The organism is Roseateles sp., from assembly GCF_036404855.1.
In the GTDB taxonomy this organism is placed as follows: domain Bacteria; phylum Pseudomonadota; class Gammaproteobacteria; order Burkholderiales; family Burkholderiaceae_C; genus Pelomonas.
Map to the genome: position 1 here is coordinate 1 of NZ_DASWYS010000235.1, position 21,745 is coordinate 21,745.

Annotated in this window: 14 protein-coding genes and 2 riboswitches; of the genes, 8 read left to right on the forward strand and 6 right to left on the reverse strand. The window is 68.9% G+C overall.

Annotated features, from left to right (window positions below; genetic code table 11):
* The coding region (locus VGF12_RS15460) for a zinc-dependent alcohol dehydrogenase (protein ID WP_331176933.1) at positions 1–923 on the forward strand (923 nt) is incomplete at its 5' end.
* A gap of 107 nt (positions 924–1,030) precedes the next feature.
* Positions 1,031–2,026 (forward strand): S1C family serine protease, encoded by a 996-nt coding sequence (locus VGF12_RS15465; RefSeq protein ID WP_331176934.1) that lies wholly within the window; start codon positions 1,031–1,033, stop codon positions 2,024–2,026.
* Between the two features lie 4 nt (positions 2,027–2,030).
* Here VGF12_RS15465 and VGF12_RS15470 read toward each other — a convergent pair whose 3' ends face one another.
* Positions 2,031–2,453, reverse strand: coding sequence for a universal stress protein (locus VGF12_RS15470; RefSeq protein WP_331176935.1), 423 nt, complete (start codon positions 2,451–2,453; stop codon positions 2,031–2,033).
* Positions 2,454–2,582: 129 nt separating this feature from the next.
* On the opposite strand from VGF12_RS15470, the gene VGF12_RS15475 reads away from it, so the two are divergent.
* Positions 2,583–4,967: a GNAT family N-acetyltransferase gene (locus VGF12_RS15475; RefSeq protein WP_331176936.1), complete on the forward strand. Its 2,385-nt coding sequence runs from the start codon at positions 2,583–2,585 to the stop codon at positions 4,965–4,967.
* A 6-nt stretch (positions 4,968–4,973) separates the two neighbouring features.
* On the opposite strand, the gene VGF12_RS15480 is transcribed toward VGF12_RS15475, so the two are convergent.
* Complete coding sequence (locus VGF12_RS15480) at positions 4,974–5,555, reverse strand: NAD(P)H-dependent oxidoreductase (RefSeq protein WP_331176937.1); 582 nt, start codon at positions 5,553–5,555, stop codon at positions 4,974–4,976.
* 156 nt (positions 5,556–5,711) lie between these two features.
* On the opposite strand from VGF12_RS15480, the gene VGF12_RS15485 reads away from it, so the two are divergent.
* The 4 genes from VGF12_RS15485 (at position 5,712) to VGF12_RS15500 (ending at position 12,215) form a co-directional block, all read left to right on the forward strand.
* A complete protein-coding gene (locus VGF12_RS15485; RefSeq protein WP_331176938.1) occupies positions 5,712–6,578 on the forward strand; it encodes a lipid A biosynthesis acyltransferase in 867 nt (288 codons plus the stop codon).
* A gap of 25 nt (positions 6,579–6,603) precedes the next feature.
* Entirely contained in the window at positions 6,604–7,503 is a 900-nt protein-coding gene (locus tag VGF12_RS15490; protein ID WP_331176946.1) for an aspartyl/asparaginyl beta-hydroxylase domain-containing protein, read from the forward strand.
* Between the two features lie 115 nt (positions 7,504–7,618).
* Positions 7,619–10,867, forward strand: coding sequence for an amidohydrolase family protein (locus tag VGF12_RS15495; protein WP_331176939.1), 3,249 nt, complete (start codon positions 7,619–7,621; stop codon positions 10,865–10,867).
* 100 nt (positions 10,868–10,967) lie between these two features.
* On the forward strand, positions 10,968–12,215 hold the full coding sequence (locus VGF12_RS15500) for an MFS transporter (protein WP_331176940.1): 1,248 nt from the start codon (positions 10,968–10,970) through the stop codon (positions 12,213–12,215).
* A 159-nt stretch (positions 12,216–12,374) separates the two neighbouring features.
* Here the strand turns inward: VGF12_RS15500 and VGF12_RS15505 are convergent, their stop codons facing one another.
* The 4 genes from VGF12_RS15505 to VGF12_RS15520 all read right to left on the reverse strand — a co-directional run bounded on the left by VGF12_RS15505 (position 12,375) and on the right by VGF12_RS15520 (position 20,574).
* Complete coding sequence (locus tag VGF12_RS15505; protein ID WP_331176941.1) at positions 12,375–14,813, reverse strand: tetratricopeptide repeat protein; 2,439 nt, start codon at positions 14,811–14,813, stop codon at positions 12,375–12,377.
* Positions 14,810–16,669 carry an aminopeptidase P family protein gene (locus VGF12_RS15510; RefSeq protein WP_331176942.1) on the reverse strand — a complete coding sequence of 620 codons (1,860 nt, stop codon included), beginning with the start codon at positions 16,667–16,669 and terminating at the stop codon, positions 14,810–14,812. The genes VGF12_RS15505 and VGF12_RS15510 overlap by 4 nt, the downstream gene beginning before the upstream one ends.
* Positions 16,666–19,365, reverse strand: coding sequence for a TonB-dependent receptor plug domain-containing protein (locus VGF12_RS15515; protein ID WP_331176943.1), 2,700 nt, complete (start codon positions 19,363–19,365; stop codon positions 16,666–16,668). Before VGF12_RS15515 ends, VGF12_RS15510 begins: the two co-directional genes overlap by 4 nt.
* A gap of 291 nt (positions 19,366–19,656) precedes the next feature.
* Entirely contained in the window at positions 19,657–20,574 is a 918-nt protein-coding gene (locus VGF12_RS15520) for an AraC family transcriptional regulator (RefSeq protein ID WP_331176944.1), read from the reverse strand.
* A 67-nt stretch (positions 20,575–20,641) separates the two neighbouring features.
* A riboswitch (glycine riboswitch) is annotated at positions 20,642–20,739 on the forward strand.
* A gap of 20 nt (positions 20,740–20,759) precedes the next feature.
* A riboswitch (glycine riboswitch) is annotated at positions 20,760–20,873 on the forward strand.
* Between the two features lie 24 nt (positions 20,874–20,897).
* On the opposite strand from VGF12_RS15520, the gene gcvT reads away from it, so the two are divergent.
* The coding region (gcvT, locus tag VGF12_RS15525; RefSeq protein WP_331176945.1) for a glycine cleavage system aminomethyltransferase GcvT at positions 20,898–21,745 on the forward strand (848 nt) is incomplete at its 3' end.

Consider the following 21,745-nt stretch of genomic DNA (forward strand, 5'->3'; position numbering starts at 1 on the left):
AGGTGGCCGCGTGCGGGGTCTGCCACACCGACCTGCATGCCGCCGACGGCGACTGGCCGGTCAAGCCACCCCTGCCCTTCATCCCCGGCCACGAAGGTGTCGGCCACGTCGCAGCGGTGGGCGCCGGCGTGAAGGGCATCCGGGAAGGCGACCGCGTGGGCGTGCCCTGGCTGCACACCGCCTGCGGCCATTGCGAGCATTGCCTGACGGGCTGGGAGACGTTGTGCGACCACCAGCAGATGACGGGCTACACCGTCAACGGCGGTTTCGCGGAATATGTGCTGGCCGACCCGGCCTACGTGGGTCATCTGCCGGCCGGCCTCTCGTTCGAGTCGCTGGCGCCCATCCTCTGCGCCGGCGTGACGGTCTACAAAGGCTTGAAGGTGCTGGACGCGCGACCCGGCCAGTGGGTCGCCATCGTCGGCGTGGGCGGGCTGGGCCATATGGCGGTCCAGTACGCACGGGCCATGGGCTACCACGTCGCCGCCGTGGACATCGACAGCGCCCGTCTGCAGATGGCGCGAGACCTCGGAGCCGAGTTGTGCGTGAACTCCGCCGAGCAGGACCCGGTCGCGGCGTTGCAGAAGGAACTGGGCGGTGCCCATGGTGCCCTCGTCACCGCCGTGTCGCGCGAGTCCTTCGGCCAGTCCTTGGGCATGCTGCACAAGCGCGGCACCATGTCCATGGTGGGGCTGCCTCCGGGCGACTTCGCATTGCCCATCTTCGATGTCGTCCTCAACGCCAAGACCGTGCGGGGCTCCATCGTCGGTTCGCGCCAGGACCTGAACGAGGCGCTGCAATTCGCGGCCGAGGGTGCCGTGCACGCCAGCACCACCACGCACCGGCTGGACGACATCAATCGCATCTTCGATGGCCTGCGCCATGGGCGCATTGACGGGCGCGCCGTGCTGAGCTTCACCTGACCAGCCCCCGTCCGCAATCCGGCACGGACCTGACCGTCCGTGGCGTATGGCCAACGGCTTGACAACCATCAAGCGCCCCAGGCCGGCGACGCGCTAGGGTGTGGGGCATGCCCCGACGCCCTGTTGTCTCCGCCCTGCTCCTCGCCTGCGCCACCCTGTTTGCCCTGGTGCCGGCGGCCCAGGCGGCCGGCGCGGGTCGCGCGCTGGCCAAGACCCAACCCACCAGCTTTGCCGAAGCCGTCCAGCGCGGTTCGGCCTGGAGTGTGGGCGTCTACATGTTCGTGGCCGGCGAGGAGGATCCGCGCGTCGGCGCCGGCTTCTTCGTCGACGACAAAGGCCGCATTGCGACCGCCGCCCACCTGCTCGGGGAATCGCCGCAGATCCTCGTGGCCCTGCCCGACAAGCGACTGATCGCCGCCGAAGTGGAAGGCCAGGACGAGACGACGGACATTGCGTTGCTGCGTATCGACCCGCCGCCGCCCGTGCGGCCCGTGTTCGCTCGCCCCGGCAGCCTGCGCGTGGGCGACTGGGTGATGGCCATCGGCGAACCCTTCGGCCTGGAGCATTCGGTATCCGCCGGCATCGTCAGCGGCAAGGACCGCCACTTCGGCGACGACGGCGAGCTGATGTTCATCCAGAGCGACGTGGCGCTGAACCCCGGCAATTCCGGGGGGCCGCTGCTGGACGCCACTGGCGCCATCGCGGGCATGAACGCCCGCACCATCGTGGGCCCGGCCGGCACGCCCGGCGCCAGCCTGGCCATTCCCATCGACATCGTGCTGCAGATCGTCGGCGAGCTGCGCCAGGACAGTCGCAGCCCTGCCCGCCCCCGCCTGGGCGCGCAGTTTGACGACGTGCCGCCGCTGACCGCCTGGACTGCAGGGCGCCGGGAAACCACCGGCGTCCTCATCCTGTCGGTGCCACGAGGCAGCCTGGCGGAGCGGCTGCAGCTGCGCGCGGGCGATATCGTGACCACGATGAACGGTCGCGCCATCGGCGGCAGCGCCGATCTCGTCAATGCGCTGCTGGCCTGGCGGTCGGTGGTGGACACACGCTTCGTCGTGCTGCGCGGCGGCAAGGAACTGGTGCTGGCGCTGGAGTGACGCGTCATCGGATCAGCAGCACAGGCACCTGGGTCTGCGACAGCAGCCGGGCCGCGACCGAGCCGAGCAGCGCGCTGGTGAAGCTCCCGTGGCCATGAGAGCCCATCACGAGGAGGTCCGGCTTTTCGGCCTCCACGATCTCCGCCAGCGTCTCGCCCGGTCGGCCCACCGCATGGCGCTCGCGCCAGGGCCAGCCCTGCATCTGCGCGAACTCGCGCACCGGCTTGAGCACCTTCTCACCCTCGTCGGCGTAGTACTGATGCAGCACGTCGCGGGGCAGGTGGCGCGCCGCATGCGGCGGCACCTCGGGCGTCACGTTCACCGCGACGAACTCGTTGTCCGGCGCCACCAGTTCGTTGTGCGCCGCGACATAGGCCAGCATGCGCTTGGTGTACGGGCTGCCGTCCACGGCAAGAACGATCTTCATGGATCACTCCTTTCGCCCGCTGCGGGCGATACCGACATGCTGCCCGCGCCCGCCGTCCATGCGCTTGCGCTGGGTCAAAGTTGACGCCGCGCAAGGCCGGCGTGGCGGCAGCGCATGAGGATGTCGTCCATGACCCAGCGCCACCTTGACCGTCTGCTCTCGCCCCAGTCCGTGGCTGTCTTCGGCGCCTCGGACAAGCCCGCCCGCGTCGGCACCACCGTCTGGCGCAATCTCATGGCTGGCGGCTTCAAGGGGCGGTTGGCGCCGGTGAATCCACGGCTGCGGACGCTGGACGGCCAACCCTGCTTCGCCGACGTCGAGACGCTGCCCTTCATCCCCGACCTGGCCGTGCTGTGCACGCCGCCCGACACTGTCGCGCCCCTGGTGGCGCGGCTGGGGGCGCGCGGCACGCGCGCCGTCGCCATCGTGACGGCCGGCGTCACGCCCCAGCAGAAGCAGGCGGCCCTGGACGCCGCCCGTCCTCACACGCTGCGCTTGCTCGGGCCGCACTGCATTGGCCTGCTCAGCCCGCACCTGGGATTGAACGCCAGCTTCACGCAGGCCAATGCGCTGCCCGGCGAGCTCGCGCTGGTGTCGCAATCGGGCGCGCTGCTGACGGCCCTGCTGGACTGGGCCAACGGCGAACGCATCGGCTTCTCGCACCTGATCTCGTTGGGCGAGCACATGGACGTCGATTTCGGCGACTTGCTGGACCATCTCGTCATGGACCGGCGCACGCGGGCCATCCTGCTCTACATCGAGTCCATCACCGCCCCGCGCAAGTTCATGTCAGCCGCCCGAGCCGCGGCTCGCGTCAAGCCGGTCATCGTCGTCAAGGCTGGCCGCACGCCCGCCCGCGAGGATCTGGTCTTCGACGCCGCCATCCGCCGGGCCGGCATGCTGCGCGTGGACACGCTGAAGGAGCTCTTCATCGCCGCACAGACACTGGCACGCTTTCGCGACAACCCGAGCCGCGAACTCATGGTCATGACCAACGGCGGAGGCGCCGGTGTCATGGTGGCCGACGCCGCCGGGGCGCTCCGCGTGCCACTGGCACAGCCGGGTGAGCGCCTGATGCAGCGGCTGGACGCCCTACTGCCGCATGACTGGTCTCACGGCAACCCCATCGACATCATCGGCGACGCCCCTGCGCATCGCTATGTGGAAACGCTCAAGGCGCTGTTCGACGCCCCCGAGGCCGGCGCTTTGCTCTTCGTGCACGCGCCGACGGCCATCGCGTCCAGCCTCGCGATCGCCCAGGCCTGCGCACCATTGATCGCCGCCAACCGGGGCCGGGTACTGAGCTGCTGGCTGGGCGGCGAGACTGTGGCCCCGGCGCGACGTGCCTTCGAAGCCGCCGGCATCGCCGGCTATGACACGCCGGAGGAGGCCGTGCGCGCCTTCGCGCTGATGCAGACCTACCGCCGCAACCAGATCGCATTGCGCGAGACCCCGGCTGCCTGCGCGAATGCCGAGCCCGACCGCCGCCGCGCCCGCCGCATCGTCGATGTCGCACTGGCTGCAGGACGGGAATGGCTGGACGAGAGCGAGGCCAGGGAGCTCCTCGCGGCCTGCGGCGTCCCGGTGGCTACCGGCTCCGGCTGCGGGACGCGCCCCCTGGCCCCAGACCTGAGGATCGGCGCCCATGTCGACCCCGTCTTCGGCCCCGTGCTGCGTCTGGGCCAGGGCGGCACGGCCGGGGAGACGTCATGCGACGGCGCCTTCGCACTGCCGCCGCTGAACCGAGCGCTGGCGCGCGAGTTGATCACCCGCGCGCACCTGGCCCCGCCCCCGGCACAGATCGATGCACTGTGCGACGCGCTGATTGCCGTCGCGCAGATGCTGGCCGACCTGCCCGAGATGGCGGAACTCGACATCCGTCCGCTGTGGGTCGACGAGCACGGCGTGCTGGCCCCCGGTGGCCGCGTGCGCCTGTCCGCCCGGGCGCCCTCGGGTGTGGCCCGCTTCGCGGTGCACCCCTACCCGGCCGACCTGGTGCGCACGCTGTCCTGGCAGGGACGCGAATTGCTGCTGCGCCCCATCCGGCCAGAGGACGAGGCCCAGCACCGCGCCTTCCTCGAAGCCGCGAGCCCCGAGGACATGCGCATGCGCTTCTTCCAGGCGCCGCACCGGCTGTCGCACGACGAGTTGGCCCGGCTCACGCAAATCGACTACGAACGCGAGATGGCCTTCATCGCCGTCGACGAGCAGGCGCCCGACGGCGCACGCACGCTGGGCGTGGTGCGGCTGGTGCGTGACCCGGACAACGTCGAGGCCGAGTTCGCCCTCATGGTGCGAACCGACGTCAAGCACCAGGGCCTGGGCCGGCTGCTGATGCAGGCGCTGCTGGACTATGCCGCCGCCGCCGGCACCCAGCGCATCGTCGGCCACGTGCTGCGCGAGAACCACGCCATGCTGGGCCTGCTGCGGCCGCTGGGTTTCCATCTGAGGCCCGACGACCACGAGCCGTCGGAGATCGTCCACGTGAGCCGCGACCTGCGGCCAGCCGGCTGAAGGGATTCAGTCCGCCGTTTCGCCGGCCCGGCGCATGCGCGTCAGCCACTTCGCCACGCCGCTCTCGCCCAGTTGGTCCACGCCGCCCACCAGCGTCTCGTGCACCGGCGCGAAGCCGACAAAGCCGAGGATGTTGCGCTCCAGCGACTTCACGCTGTGGGCGCGGAAGTACCACCGATAGACCAGCGCCGGCATGCCCATGGTGACGACCACCCGCGCCGAGCGGCCCTTGAGCAGCTTCGCCGTCAGCGGGTTGCCATGGTCCTTGCCGATGGCGAAGCCGGGGCGGGCGACCTGCTCGAGGAAGGCCTTGAGCATGGCCGGCATGTCGCCCAGCCACAGCGGGAAGAACAGGACGACATGTGCGGCCCACTCAAGCTCTCGCTGCACCGGCGCCAGCGCCGCTGGCACGGTGCCCTCTTCCCAGTCCTGCTGGCTGCGCAACAGCGGGAAGTCCAGCTTGGCGACATCCACGACGTGCACCTCGTGGCCTCCCAGCCGGGCGCCCTCGGCATAGGCGTCGGCCAGTGCATGGCAGAGGTGGCGGCGGGCGCCATCGGGGTGGCCGAGGATCAGCAGGATGTTCATGTCGCCACCCTAGCGAGCCGGATCGGGAAGCCCCTTGCGATGGATCAAGCCCCGTGTGCGGGCGGGCACGTCGTCCAGCCACTACGATGCCGCCCCTGTACAGCGTTGGGATGCTTGGATGCCGTGGATGGATTTCGCCGAGGTGGGCGCGTGGGCGTGAAGCTGCTCGTCGGCCTGGTTTGGCTGTTGAGCTGGCTGCCCTTTCGCGCCATCTCGGCGCTGGGCTGGGTGCTCGGCAGCCTGATCGCGGCCCTGCCGACCTCGCGCCGCCACATTGGCGAGGTCAACCTGCGCCTGTGCCTGCCCGAACTCGGCGAGGCGGAGCGCCGCCGCCTGCTGCGCCGGCATTTCGTCGCCATGGTGCAGATGCTGCTGGAGTACGGCTACGGCTGGTTCGCCTCGCGCGAGCGGCTCAAGCGTCTGGTGCGCATCCAGGGGCTGGAGCACCTGCGCGCGCTGGAAGGCCGCAATGTCATCCTGATGATGCCGCATTTCACCGGGCTGGACCTGGCGGGGCTGCGCGTGTCGCTGGAGACGCCGCTGGTCAGCATCTACTCGGTGCAGAAGGATCCCTGGCTGGATGCCTTCTTCCGCGCCCGGCGGCTGCGCTTCGGCACCGGCATCATCTTCTCGCGCCAGCAGGGCACGCGGCCCACGCTGCGGGCGCTGAAGGATGGCTACCGTCTCTACTACCTGCCCGACCAGGACTTTGGCCACCGCGACTCGGTCTTCGTGCCCTTCTTCGGCGTGCCGGCGGCCACCATCGGCGGGCTGTCGCGCATGGCGACCGTCACCCATGCCGTGGTGCTGCCCTGCTACCCCAGACGCGAGGCCGATGGCTACACGCTGGTCATCGAGCCGGCGATGGACAATTTCCCCTCCAACGACATCGTCGCGGACGCCACGCGCATGAACGCCGTCATCGAAGCCCAGGCGCGCCGACAATTGCACCAGTACTTCTGGCTGCACAAGCGCTTCAAGTCTCGCCCGCCGGGCGAGGCTGACTTTTACGCCGGCCCCTGAACCCATGACCCACGACATTCCCTACATCAAGCTCGCCATCGTGGCGATCTTCGTGGCGAGCACGGTCTACGTGCACTTCCGCGGCCGCGTGCGGCTGCGCTTCTTCCGCCAGCTGATGGACCATTCCACCTTCATGGCGCCCATCAACTGCTTGATGTACATGTTCTCCAGGCTGCCGGCCAAGCCCTATCTGCCGGTCGCGGGCTTCCCGGAGCTGAAGCTGCTGGAGGACCACTGGCAGGACATCCGCGCCGAGGCCTTCAAGCTGGCCGAGGCGGGCGAGATCAAGAAGTCGGACAAGTACAACGACGCCGGCTTCAACAGTTTCTTCAAGACCGGCTGGACGCGTTTTCATCTCAAGTGGTACGGCGACGCCCACCCCTCGGCGCGCGAGCTGTGCCCGGTCACGACGGCGCTGCTGCAGCGCATCCCGACCGTGAAGGCGGCCATGTTCGCGGCCCTGCCGCCCGGCGGTCGCCTGGTGACGCACCGCGACCCCTTCGCCGGCTCGGTGCGCTACCACCTGGGTCTGGTCACGCCCAACGACGACCGCTGCTACATCTCCGTCGACGGCGAGCGCTACTCCTGGCGCGATGGCGAGGGCGTGATCTTCGACGAGACCTACCTGCATTACGCCGAGAACCAGTCGGACCAGATGCGCATCATCCTGTTCTGCGACGTCGAACGGCCGCTGAACAACCCGGTTGCGCGGTGGTTCAACCACTTCATCAGCCACACGCTGATCCGCTCGGCCGCAGCGCCCAACTCGGACACCGACAAGACCGGCGGCATCAACAAGGCCTTCGCCTATGTGCAGCAGGTGCGCCTGTTCGGCAAGCGCATCAAAGCCCGGAGCCGCTTCGCCTACTACGGGCTGCAGTGGGTGATCTTCGGCGGCCTGCTGCTCTGGTGGCTGCTCGGCTGAACACCCTGCCCGCCGTCGCCACGCCTGCGTGGCAACCCTGAATGACGAACGGGACGCCCCATCCGAGGGCGTTAGCCTGCGTCGTTTGCCCCCGACGCCATACACCAAGACTGCCATGCACCGTCTGAAAGCCCTCCCCGCCCTTCTCCTCGCCGCCACGCTGGCCCAGGCCCAAGACGCCGCGCCGGCCAAGCCCGCCCCGTGGAACGTCAACACGCCGCCCGGCGTCGCCCGGACGGCGACCCTCGACGTGAAGACCGGCACCTGGATGAGTGTGGACGTCAGCCCGGACGGCAAGACCCTCGTCTTCGACCTGCTGGGTGACCTCTACTCCCTGCCCATCGCCGGCGGCGAGGCCAAGGCGCTGACCCACTCCATCGCCTGGGAGCAGCAGGCCCGCTTCTCGCCTGACGGCAAGCAGATCGCCTTCCTCAGCGATGCCGGCGGCGGCGACAACCTCTGGGTCATGAACGCCGACGGCAGCCAGGCGCGCGCCGTCACCAAGGAAGACTTCCGGCTGCTGAACAACCCGGTCTGGCACCCGAACGGCCGCTACCTGCTGGCTCGCAAGCACTACACCGGCACGCGCAGCGCGGGCTCGGGCGAGGTCTGGTTGTACGCGGTCGATGCCGACGCGGCCAAGAACAAGGGCGTGCAGCTCAACGAGAAGCCCAACTGGCAGAAGGACCTGGGCGAGCCCGCCGTGTCACCGGACGGCAAGTACCTGTACTACTCGCAGGACACCACGCCGGGCCGCGTCTTCGAATACAACAAGGACAGCAACGGCGAGATCTACAAGATCTTCCGCCAGGACCTGGCGGATGGCTCTGTCGAACCCTTCGTGACCGGCCCCGGCGGTGCGGTGCGGCCGACGCCGTCACCCGACGGCCGGTACCTCGCCTTCGTGCGCCGCATCCGCAACCAGAGCACGCTGTTCCTGAAGGACCTGCAGACCGGGGTCGAGCGCCCGGCCTGGAGCGGCCTGTCGCGGGACCTGCAGGAGATCTGGGCCATGTGGGGCGTCTACCCGAGCTTTGCCTGGATGCCGGGCAGCAAGGAGATCGTCGTCTGGGCCGAAGGCAGGATCTGGCGCGTCGACCCGTTCAAGGGCACGGCCGCCGAGATTCCCTTCCACGTGAAGGACACGCGCGAACTTCGCGAGCCCATGCGGTATGCCCAGGTGGTGGCGCCCGACCGATTCCCCGTGCACCAGTTGCGTGGTGCCCAGGTGTCGCCGGATGGCAAATGCGTCGTCTACTCGGCCCTGGGGACGCTCTACGTCAAGGACCTGCCGAACGGCACGCCGGGGCGTCTCACGAAACAAAACGACGCCTTCGAGTTCGCGCCCAGTTGGTCGCGCGATGGGAAGAGCCTGGTCTACGCCACCTGGCGCGACGACCTCCAAGGCACGATCCGCCGCCTGGACCTCGCCTCCGGCAAGGAGACGGTGCTGGTCAAGCAGCCCGGCAAGTACCTGGAGCCGCGCCTGTCGCCCGACGGCCGGCAGCTGGTCTACCGCAAGGTCAAGGGCGGGGCCCTGACCAGCCCCTGGCACAGTCTGGAGACCGGCCTGTACCTCGCGGCGGCCGATGGCACCGGCAAGGCCGAGCGCATCAGCAAGGACGGCAGCGCGCCGCAGTTCGGTGCCTCGAGCGACGAGCTCTTCTTCACCAAGACCAGCAGCACCAGTGAAGTCGAGCAACGCTTCGCGCTGATGCGCCTGAACTTGCGTGACCGCAGCGAGACCGAGGTCGCGCGCAGCGATGCGGCCTCAGAGTACAGCGTCTCGCCGGACGGCCAGTGGCTGGGTTTCGTCGAACGCTTCCATGCCTACGTCATGCCCCTGCCCAGCGTGCAAGGCCAGGCCGGCAAGGCCATCACCGTGGGCGCCAAGATGGACGCACTGCCAGTGCGCCAGCTCGACGTCAACGCCGGCTCGGCGCTGCACTGGAGCGGCGACAGCCAGCAGCTGCACTTCACGCTGGGCGATGAGCTGTTCACGGCCAGCGCCCAGGGCAAGGACAAGGCCACGTCGCGCAAGATCGGCTTCGAGCAGGCCAGCGACAAGCCGAGCGGCAAGGTCGCCCTGACGGGGGCCCGCCTCGTGACGATGAAGGGCGATGAGGTCATCGAAGGCGGCACCGTGCTGGTGGACGGCAACCGCATCGTCGCCGTCGGCAAGGACGTCGCCGTGCCCGCCGACGCCAAGCGCATCGATGCCAGCGGCAAGACCATCGTGCCCGGATTCATCGACGCCCACTGGCACGGCGCGATGATGGACGCCGGCCTGATTCCACAACAGAGCTGGGTCAACCTCGCGTCACTGGCCTTCGGCGTGACGACGCTGCACGATCCCTCCAACAACAACGCCGCCATCTTCACGCAGAGCGAAATGCAGCGTGCCGGCCTCGTGCTGGGTCCGCGCATCTACTCGACCGGCACCATCCTCTACGGCGCGCGCACGCCCTTCTATTCCAACGTGAACAGCCTGGACGACGCGCTGACCCACCTGAACCGCCAGAAGGCCGAGGGCGCCATCAGCGTGAAGAGCTACCAGCAGCCGCGCCGCGACCAGCGCCAGCAGGTGCTGGAGGCCGCGCGTCAGACCGGCATGATGGTGGTCCCCGAGGGGGGCTCGCTGTTCCAGAACAACATGAGCATGGTCGTCGACGGGCACACGACGGTGGAGCACTCTCTGCCACTGGCCGACGTGTGGGACGACGTCAAGCAGCTTTGGAGCCAGACCGCGGTGGGCTACACACCCACGCTGAATGTCGGCTACGGCGGCCTGGACGGTGAGCACTACTGGTACGCACGCACCGAGGTCTGGAAGCACCCGCTGCTGAGCCGCTACGTGCCGCGCACCGTGCTGGAGCCACGTTCCGTGCGCCGAGAGACCGCCCCCGAGGAAGACTTCAACATCATCCGTGTGGCCCGTACAGCGACGGCGCTGTCGCGGGCCGGCGTCAACACATCCATCGGCGCCCACGGCCAGCGGGAGGGTTTGGGCGCCCACTGGGAGATGTGGATGTTCGTCCTGGGCGGCATGACGCCGCACGAGGCGCTGCGTACCGCCACCATCAACCCGGCGCGCAATTTCGGCTTCGACAAGGACCTGGGTTCCATCGAGCCCAGCAAGCTGGCCGACCTCGTCATCATCGACGGCAACCCGCTGGCCGACATCCGCCAGAGCGACCGCATCGCCCAGGTCATGCAGAACGGTCGCCTGTATGAGGCCGCCACGCTGAATCAGATCGCCCCGGTCGCCAAAGTCCGCAAGCCGCTCTTCTTCGAGGGTAGCGACGGCAAGACCATGCCCATCGACAGCCACGCGCTGGAGACCGCGCACGGCCACGGCGACTGAAGGCACGACGCCTCTGAGGCGCGACGGGTGGAGGTCGCGGGATACAAGCCCGCAACGTTGGCTTCATACACTCGTCGCGCCGTTCCCTCCCGTCCGCCCCTTGTCTTCGACCTCCCCCGCCTCTCCCGCCGCCAGCGTCTACCGCAACACCGGCTTCACCCACTTCCTTGTCGCGCGGCTGCTGGCCGTGCTGGCCACGCAGATCCAGGCGGTCGTCGTGGCCTGGCAGGTCTATGACCTGACCCGTGAGCCGATCGCGCTGGCGTATGTCGGCCTGGCGCAGTTCATCCCCATGCTTGTGCTGCTGCTGCCGGCGGGCGACCTGATCGACCGTTTCAGCCGCAAACCCATCCTGGCGGCAAGTTGGGCGGTCAGCACCGTGTGCGCAGCCGCGCTCTGGTGGCTGTCGGGCCACGGCTCCGCGGGCGTCCAGGGCATCTACGCCGTGTTGGTGCTGTTCGGCTGCGCGCGGGCGTTCTCGGCGCCGGCTCTGCAGAGCCTGATCCCGCAGATCGTGGCCCGCGATCAGTTGGCCCAGGCACTGGCTGCCAACAGCATGCTGCTGCGCGTGGCCAGCATCGGCGGCCCCTTCCTGGGCGGCCTGCTCTATGCGGCCGGCGGCGGAGCACTCACCTACGCCGTCTGCTTCGCCAGCCTGGGCCTGGGCACGGCGCTGTTGCTGCGGGTGCCTGTGGCGCGCACCGTGGCGGGCGCCGTGGGCGGCACGATCTGGCAGCGCTTCGGCGCGGGTATCCACTTCATCCGCACCCGCCCCATCATCCTGGGCACCATCTCGCTGGACCTGTTCGCCGTGCTGCTGGGCGGCGTGGTGGCACTGCTGCCCGTCTATGCGCACGAAGTGCTGCAGGTCGGCCCGGCCGGCCTGGGTGCGCTGCGCAGCGCCATGGCCATCGGCGAGGTAGCGACGGGCTTCTACCTGGCCGCGCGCCCCTTCGACCGGCATGTCGGCCAGCGCATGTTCTGGGCCGTGGCCGTGTTTGGCGCAGCCAACCTGGTGTTCGCGCTGTCGCACTGGTTCTGGCTGTCGCTGCTGGCGCTGGCCGTGGCTGGCGCGGCCGACATGGTCAGCATGTACATCCGCGGCGCGCTGGTGCAGTTTTCCACGCCGGACGACATGCGCGGCCGCGTCAACGCGGTGAACATGCTGTTCATCGGTTCGTCCAACGAGCTTGGCGAGTTCCGCGCCGGCAGCGCCGCCCACTGGATGGGTGCTGTGCCGGCCGCCGTCAGCGGCGCGCTGTGCACGCTGGGCGTCGTGGGACTGTGGAGCTGGATGTTCAAACCCATACGGCAGGTCGACCGCTTCGAGGAAGCCAGCCCCAGCTGATCGCTGAAATGCAGCCTGTCAGGAGGGCGCCCCCGTCGAGATTGGGGCGCGCGCTCCTGGCCATCGCGCCTCCCGCACCGGGAAGGCCTCGCGGCCAGGTCGGCCGCGGTCACGCCCCCAGCGGGGGCGTCGAGCGCCCACCCGGATTGCGGCCCTCGCTCAGCGCGCCAGACCGTCGACCGCCGCTGCGACGCGTCGCAGCGTGGCGACGTCGCGCCCGATCGAGGTCCAGCGGCGGGTCTCGGCGCGATAGACATAGCGCGGCGCGCCTGCCGGTGACAAGGCCTGGTCCAGCCTTGATTGCAGCGCGCGAGCCTCGTCACCGCGGAGCAGCGCGCGCAGCGCCGCGGCCCGCATGACCACGGACGTGTCGCTCCAGGGCGCGGCCTTCAGGGCGCCGTCTGCCAGCGCCAGCGCGGCCTCCGCCCGGCCCTGGGCCAGCGCGACCCAGGCCCGCAAGGCCATCAGCTCGGCATCCTGCGGCTGCAGCGTCTGCGCTTCGCCGAGCTGCTGGTCGGCCTCGGCCGTACGGCCCGCCAACAGCAGGTCACGCGCCAGGCCCAGCCGCAGCGGCAGCAAACCGGTGCGCAACTTGATGGCCTGCCGGTAGCTGGCGAAGGCCGGCTCCCAGCGCTTGGCCAATGCCAGTGCGGCCGCCTTGCCCCAAAGCGCTGCCGGATCGTCGCCCTGGTAGCTCAGGGCCTGCTCATAGGCGGCGAGTGCCGCATCGGCACGGCCAGCTTCCAGCGCATAGCCGCCCAGCGCCATCTCCACGGCCAGGCGGTCGTCCGCCGGCAGCGCCTCGCGGCCGGCGCCCAGCCGTTCGACCAGCGGCCCCAGGGGCTGCCCGGCGTGGCGGCGCGCCTCGGCCACCGCCACGCGCAACGCGCCATCGTCGGGATGCAGGCGCTCGGCGCGTTCGGCCAGGGCTTCGACCTGCCCGCCCTGCCCCCGCAGCGACAGGCCATGCAGGTTGGCGGCCAGCACCTGGGCATCGTCGGGCGCCAGCACAAGAGCCCGGGACAGCAGGTCCAGCCCGGGTTGGAGCTCGCCGGTTTCGAAGTAGCGCCAGCTGGCATTGACCAGTGCGACTGGCAGGCTGGCCTGCACATCGGACTGGGCGGTGAAACGCAGCACCAGGGCCTGCAGGGCCGGGTCCATCGCGACCAGGCGCTCTCGCACGATCTCACGCTGGTCATAGGCATCACGGCGCGGCGTGTCCTGCGAGTTGGCGCCCTCGGCGAAATACTCCCAGATCGAACCACCCGCGTAGCGCGAAAGGAAGGCCTGGCCCGTCTGCGCGTCGCGGGTCTTGGCCTGGCGGTACAACTCCTGGATCTCGCGCTTCTGCGCGTCCGTCATGACCCCGTGAACCTGGTGGCTGAGCTCGTGCAGCACGGTGTTGTAACCCCAGGCAATCGAGCGCTCGACGTCCTCGATGCCGGTGACGGTCATGTGCCCACCCATGCCGCGCACGTCATCCCACAGCCGGGAGTCGTAGTCGATGCGGGTGTCGCGCATGCCACTGGCGCCCGGCGTCTCGGACAGCCGCATGTACAGCGGCTTGATGAAGTGCGACGCGCCGCCCGCGACGAGGACGGGGATGTAGGCCTTCCACGGCGCCACCGACAAGGCGACGCGCTTGCGGTGACGCTCGGTCAGTGAACTCCAATTGACGACGTACTGCTCGATCTGGGGCACCTCCGGCATGGGCGTGGCTGCGAAGCGTGCTTCGGCGGCGGCACGGTGCACGTTCACCGCCAGGCGTTCGGACTCCGCCACCTTGGCCAGCACTGCGTGGGCGCGGCCATAGCCGGGACAGGCGGCGCGCGCGGCGTCGGCCCGGTTGCGGGCGTCATCCAGTTGGCCGGCCTCGAAGGCGTCCGAGGCCAGCCGGGTTGCGGTGGCGGCGCGCAGGAAGGCGGGACCGCAGCGCTGGGCCAGTTCGGTGTAGTTGGCACGCGCGTAGCCGTTGCCGAGCTGGTAGTTGGCCAGCTCGTGATAGGGGCTGAGGCGCACGGCCTGCAGCAGCGCATCGACGGCATCGTTGGTACGCCCCAGGCGGATCAGCGTGTCCGCCTGGCTGACCAGCACGTCCGGCGTGGCATCCAGCCGGCGCGCCTCGTCGAGCAAGCGCAGCGAGCCCTCATAGTCGCGCAGCTCGTGGGCCAGTTGCCCCTGTCCGCGCAACACCTGGGCACGCTGTTGCGGTGTACGCGCCAGCCCCCCCGCCCGCGCGTACAGCTCGCGGGCGAGATCGAGCTTCTTGCAGCCCTGGGCCTGGCGCGCGGCGGCCAGCAGGTCCACGGTGGCGATGCCGGCGGGCGGGCCGGAAAGCCGCGCATCGAGGCGCCGTTCCAACCCGGCGCCGTCGTCCACGGCGAACAGCCAGCGGTAAACCAGCTCGCGCTCGGCGACGTCGGGACGGGTCTTCTCGAGCAGCGGCCTCATCAGCGGCGCCGCCTGCCGGAAACGCTGCGCCTTCAACAAGGCCTCGAGGCCGTCGTGCGATGCGGCGCGGGCGGCACCGGCGCATGCCAGCAGGCTCGCGCCAGCCAATGCCCACAGCGGGGCGAAAGAAGCGGAGAGTGTTTTCATGGATGGTTCAAACCGGGGGGCAACGCATGCAGGGGCAGCGTGCGCGTCAGTAGCCAGTCCAGCGCGGGACCGCTCAGCAGCGGCGCCAGACGCCGACGCACCGTCGCGTGGTAGTCGTCGAGCCAGCGGCGCTCGACGGCGTCGAGCAGGTCCAGCGCCAGGCAGCTTGTGTCGAAGGGACAGAGGCTGAGCGTCTCGAAGGCGAGGAACTCGCCAAAGCCGCTTTCGCCCGAAGGCACGCAAAGGACGAGGTTCTCCAGCCGCACGCCCCACTGACCGCGGCGGTAGACGCCCGGCTCCACGCTGATGACCATACCCGGCTCGAGGACCATCTCGGGTTGGGGCTTGCATTGGGCGAACAACTGCGGGCCTTCGTGGACGTTGAGGTAGTGGCCCACACCGTGGCCCGTGCCGTGGTCGTAGTCCAGCGCCTCGGCCCACAGCGGGGCGCGGGCGATGGCGTCCAGCATGGGTGCCATCGTGCCGCGGGGAAAGCGAAGTCGCGACAGCGCGATCAAGCCCTTCAACACCCGCGTGTAGTCCTGGCGCTGTAGGTCATTGGGCGCTCCGCCCAGGGGCCAGACACGGGTGATGTCGGTCGTGCCACCAAGGTAGTGGCCGCCAGAGTCGATCAGCAGAAGGCCGCGGCCGTCCAGCGGCAGCGTCGTGGCCGCGGTGGCCGAATAGTGCGGCATGGCCGCGTGCGGGCCGAAGCCTGCAATGGTGTCGAAGCTGGGGCCGCGGTAGCCGGGCCGGCGTGCGCGGCAGGCCGTGATGCGCCCATGCAGGTCCAGCTCGCTCAGGCCGCCTTGGCCCGGTTTCGCCGGAACGAGATCGCGCTCCAGCTCGACATAGAACTCGCATTGCGCGGCACCGTCCTGCGCCATGGCGGCGCGCAGGTGATCTGCCTGCTGCGCATTGCGACAGGCCTTGAGCAGCTGCATGGGGTTGGGCGCGGCGATGATGCGTTGCACACCGGCTGGCAGTCGCCCCTGCAGCGCAGCGCTGACGCGGGCCGGCTCGAGCAGCACCCGCGCACCGTCAGGCAGCGACTGCAGCGCAGCGCCGACCTCGCCATAGCCGCACAGCTCGATGCCGTCCGCCGCCAGACGCTCCCGCAGTGCCGTGTTGACGCGCTGGGTGCCGACAAAGACGCGGCAGCGCTGCTCGTCGACCAGCACGTAGGCGAGAAAGACCGGGTTGAACGGAACGTCGGCGCCGCGCAGGTTGGTCAGCCAGGCGATCTCGTCCAGCGCGGCGCTGAGATGGTGGTCCGCGCCCAGTGCCGCCATGCGCCAGCGCAGCGCCGCCAGCTTCTCGGCCCGCGTGGCGCCGGCTTCGGGCAGCGCATGCTCCCAGAGTTCGCTGGCAGGCAGCGCCGGGCGATCGACCCAGACCGCCGCAAGCAGGTCAAGGTCGATACGCAGCACGGCGCCGGCCTGTGCCAACCCCTGCGCCAGATGCCGCGCGGATTCCAGCGCCAGCACGTCGCCGTCCACCGCCACCTGCGCGCCGGCGGGCAGTTGGGGCCGCAGCCAGTTCAGCACGTCAGCATCGGGTGCACGCGAGTTCTGCACCCGCACGATCTCGACGTCAGCGCCGGCCAGTTCGGCCTCGGCCTGCAGCAGGTAGCGTCCGTCCACCAGCAGCGCCGCGCGCTCGCCGGAGATGGCGAGCAGGCCCACTGACCCGCTGAAGCCGCAGGCCCAGGCCCGCGCGCGCCAGTGCTCGGGCAGGTATTCAGACTGGTGCGGATCGGCCGAGGGAACGAGCAGTGCGTGCAGGCCGGCGGCCTTCATCTGCACGCGCAGGGCGGCAATGCGACCGCCATGCACGCTCAAGGACGGGATGCTCACCAGAACTTGTACTTCGCGTTGAGCTGGTAGTAACGTCCCAGCTGGTTGTGGTAGGCCGAGTTGTAGCCACGCAGGTAGGCGATCATGTCCGCGTCGAAGGGCGCGGCGCGATCGGCGATGTTGCGCACGGACAGGCCCAGCTCCAGATCCTTGAAGCCCGAATAGGCCAGATAGGCGTCAGCCGTCATCCACGCGCCGATGCGGCAGTAGTCCGGGCGCGGCGTGGCCTGCTGGTCGTAGCCGCAAGCCACCGTCGAATCCGACTTCTGCGCGTAGGAACCGGTGTAGTTCCAGTTCACGTTGGCCTGCCAGGGGCCACGGCTCCAGCCCACGCCAAACCGCATGCGCTCCTTGGGCTTGAGGTAGTAGCCGACCGTGTCGACCATCGCGCCGCCCGGCGCGTTGGCCTGTTCGTACTTGGCCAGCCGGTTGTAGGTCGCGCTGAGCATCACACGACCCAGTTCGTCGGGCATGCTGAACTGCAGCCGGCCTTCCGCGTCCAGACCGCGGACATGCGTCTCGGCCAGGTTGGTGGCAGTCAAATAGATGGTGTCGATCTGGCCGGAAGCCGCACCGCGCACCACCTTCGTGGGGAAGTCAGCCTCGTGGTCCAGCAGGTAGCTGGTGGACATCGAGGCCACCTCGCCCTTGCGCTTGATGTCGTAGGTGTCCACAGCCAGGCTGCTGTTGCGCGTGGGCTGGAACACGAAGCCCAGCGAACGGCTCTTGGAGGTCTCCGCGCGCAGGTCGCCCGAGGCGCCGTAGATGCCCACCACGTAGCGGTCGCAGTTGGCATTGTTCGCGTCGTAGGTGGGGCACAGCTTGGGATCGCGCACCTTCACGTAGTAGGTCTGCGTGCCCATGTGCTGTTCGGGCAGCGTCGGCGCGCGGAAGCCTTCAGCGTAGGTGCCGCGCAGCACCAGTTGCGGCAGGACCTGCCACTTGATGCCGACCTTGGGCGTCGTGGATTTACCGAAGTCACTGTTGTCGTCCCAACGGGCAGCCAACGACAGCTCCAGCGTCTTGACGATCGGCGCGACAGCTTCGGCGTAGACGGCCTTCACGTTGCGCGAGCCGATGGCGGGCTGCACGCTCCACAGCGAGATGGCGCCGCTGGACAGCAGCGTGTCGGGCACGGACTCCACCTTCTCGCGACGGTACTCGGCACCAACCGCCACGCCCAGCTTGCCGCCAGGCAGTTGCCACAGCTCACGCGAGGCACGCACGTCCATGGAGTTCGTGGAGCTCGTGCCGTTGCTCGCCAACGCCGGGTACAGGCGCGCCATCAGGTCCTGGTTGTTGGCGGCCGCATTGCCGAGAATAAAGTTCGAGCGGACCTTGCCGTTGGCATCCAGCACATCGCTCAGGAGCACCGAGTCGCGTAGGAAGCCACGCAACTGGGAATCGGTGCTGGAGCGCGACAGCATCAGCGCGGACTCGACATCCCAGCCCGCCAGCTCGCCCCGCACGCCGACGGTGTAGCGTTGATTCAACGAATCGGTCGCCATCGTGCTGGGCACGTCGTTGAACAGGTAGCGCACCGCCACTTCGGCGTTGGTCTTGGGGTTCTGCGGATGGCCGATCGGCAGGATCAGGTAGGAGACCTGCCCGCCCGGGTAGTTGCCGTACTGGCCCAGCACGTCGCGAAGGTCGTAGGTGTAGTAGCCGTAGGAGTCAGTGCCGTAGCTGAAGCTGTGCGTGTTGTAACGGCTGCGCGAGATCGACAGGTCGCCGAACAGCTCGAAGCCACCCGGCAGCGCCATCACGCCGGCACCGTAGAGACTGTCGGACTTCCAGCCGGCGACGACGTCGACGTTCTTGGTGTTGTCGTTCACGCACCGGCCGGTCAGCGTGCCGGCGTTCGTGGCAGGCGTACAAGGGGTATCCAGGCCGGTGAGCGGCGCGATGAAGGTGCCACCGTAGTAGCCGGAGGTGGCCGTCAGGCTGTAGACGTTGCGGTAGTAGCTGGAGCGGCGGTCCGCCAGGTTGTAGCGGGTGAAATTGGCGTCCTGGGTGCGCTCCCGCTCGCTGGCGCCCACGGCGTCCTGGTCACGATGCGTCGCGGTCAGGAAGAAGTTGTAGCCATCCTTGCCCAGAGAGCCTTTGCCGTAGGTCAGCGACGCATTCTTGCTGGCGCCGTCGCTGCGGCTGGAAAGGCCGGCACTGACGCTGCCGACCAGGCCTTCGAAGCCCTTGCGCAAGGTGATGTTGATGACGCCGCCAATGGCATCAGCGCCGTAGATGGCAGAGGCGCCATCCAGCAGTGTCTCGATGCGCTCCACGGCCTCGACCGGGATGGCACTGGTATCGACGAAGGAGGCCGAGCCGAAGCCGAACGGCGCCACCCGGCGACCGTTGATCAGCACCAGCGTGGAGCCGACGCCCAGCCCCCGCAGAGACACGGCGGAGCCGCCGAAGACGTCATTGATCTGTCCATCGGTGTTGAAGCCGCCGGCGTTGCCGGCCGGCACGTCGCGCAGCACGTCTGCGACGTTCTTGGCGCCGGACTTGACGATGTCGTCACGGGTGATGACCTGGATGGCGGAGGCCGTCTCGGCATCAAGGCGCTTGATGCGGGAGCCGGTCACCTCGACCTTCTCCAGTTGCGAGACCTCCTGGGCCAGCAGGGCAGTACATGCGGCACTGCCCATGCAGGCTAGGGCGACGGCGCGGACGATCACTCGAATTCTTGGCATGCGAAAACTCTTCTTGGTGATGGCAAAAGGGGATGTCCGGCGGGGCCGCGGAAACGCCGCGGGCACGGGTCGGACGAAGGCAGGCGCCACCCGACAACCTCGGGGGGTTCGGGATTCACTCGGGTGGGGTGGGCGCTGCAGCCGGAATCGGCGTGGCCTGTAAGCCTGCCGTTCAGCGACGCTGCGTGTTTCGGGCGATTCTGGGGATCGATGTCCGAGGCGGCGCGTCAATTCCTGCGGGACTTGCACATACCTGCTGCGCCCCGCAACGATCTAGGGAAAGCCCAGGGATCAGCAGTGGTTTCGGTGCAACTGCCTGTAGCGCGCCGGCGGCATGCCGTAGCGCTGCGCAAAGCTGCGCGAGAAATGGCTGGCGTTGCTGAAGCCCAGGTCCAGCGCGATGTCCACCATGCGCACATCGGATCCGGTCAAGGCCTCGCAGGCACGCTCCAGGCGCAACTTCAACGCATATTGGTGTGGCGGCAGCCCGGCGGCCGCACGGAACTCGCGCGAGAAATGCGACTCGCTCATGCTGCACTGCTGGGCCATTTCGGAGATGGAGATCTCCCGCGCGAGGTTGTCGGCGATGAAGGCCATCACGCGGCGCAGTCGCGCACCGCTGAGCCCCCCCTTGGCGGCCGCACCCGACTCGCCGCGGGCGTAGTGCTCCAGCAGGTAGGACAGCAGCGCCGTGGCCAAGCCGTCACAGAACTGCGAGGCCAGCGAGCCGGCCAACGAGCGGGCGTCGAGCATCTTCAGGGCCAGGTCCAACACCTGCCGATCTGGCGTGAAGGCCGTGACCCCCAGGCCGCTTCCGTCAGGCAGGCCACCCTCCAGACTGAGCCGGTCCACCGTCTGCTCCGGCACGAAGATGTTCACGATGTCGCAGCCGCTCAACTGCCGCCAGCTGTTGCGCGCTCCGGGCGGGCAGATGCGGAAACGGTTCGCACCGATGACACCGCCCCAGACCGGGCGCTCGCCGACCCAGATCTGCGACTCCATCGGCTCCAGGATGATGGCGATGCGGTAGCAGCCGGGATGCGGCTGCACGGTCTGCAGCCGCGTCTCGGGCTTGCGGCGCGACCAGCGCGCGATCGAGATCCCCGTTCCCGGCAGCGGGCCAATGCAGGCGTCCAGCGGATCGGTCACGCCACTGAGGCGGAACCAATCCGCGAGGGCATCGGCGCTGTCAATGACGGGACGGATCACGCTGAAAACGGGGTGTGGGGGAACGTGGATCGAAGCCATATTAGCGCCACCCCAAGCCTGGCTAGAATGCCGGTTGTCAGGAGAGCGCTCCGAGCTTTTTGGGAGCCGCCGAAGGCGCAGGGTTTGATCGCTCGAACGCTCAGGCAAAAGGACTGACAAAACGCCGTTGGTGGCTGACACTGGCGGCGTTCCTCACTGGAGAGAGGCCGGCCCCGAGCCGACCCACCGAAGGGGCAAGCTTGCGCGGGACTGCCAACCGCCTTGTCAATCTCTCAGGTACCCCGGACAGCGAGGACATCCAACCCGACCCATCGGAGCCTTCGATGTCCTCTTTGCTGCAGACGCCCCTCCACGCCCTCCACGTCGAACTCGGCGCCAAGATGGTGCCCTTCGCCGGCTACGACATGCCGGTGCAATACCCCACCGGCGTGATGGCCGAGCACAAGCACACGCGTGCCGCCGCGGGCCTGTTCGACGTGTCGCACATGGGCCAGGTCCGCCTCGTCGGCCCTGACGCCGCCGCCGCCCTGGAGACGCTGGTGCCAGTGGACATCGTCGATCTGGGTGTCTTCAAGCAGCGCTATGCCTTGTTCACGAACGACCAGGGCGGGCTGCTGGACGACCTGATGGTCTGCAAGCGCCCGGATGACCTCTTCGTGGTCGTGAATGCCGGCTGCAAGGAGCAGGACATCGCCCACATGCGCAATCACATCGGCGCGCGCTGCGACGTCATCCCCGAACCCGAACGCGCGCTGCTGGCGCTCCAAGGCCCCGAGGCCGTGACCGTGCTCAGCCGCCTGAATCCCGAGGTGGCCAAGCTGACCTTCATGACCGGCGGCTTCTTCAGCCTGGACGGCATCGACACCTTCCTCACCCGCTCGGGCTACACCGGCGAGGATGGCTTCGAGATCTCCGTCCACCAGGACGATGCCGTCGCGCTGGCCCGCAAGCTGCTGAGCCACGCCGAGGTCAAGCCCATCGGCCTGGGTGCACGCGACTCGCTGCGCCTGGAGGCGGGCCTGTGCCTCTACGGCCACGACATCAACCAGACGACCACGCCGGTGGCTGCCTCCATCACCTGGGCCATCCAGAAGGTCCGCCGTGCCGGCGGCGCCCGCGCCGGGGGCTACCCGGGCGCGGAAGTCATCGAGGCCCAGCTCGCCAACGGCGC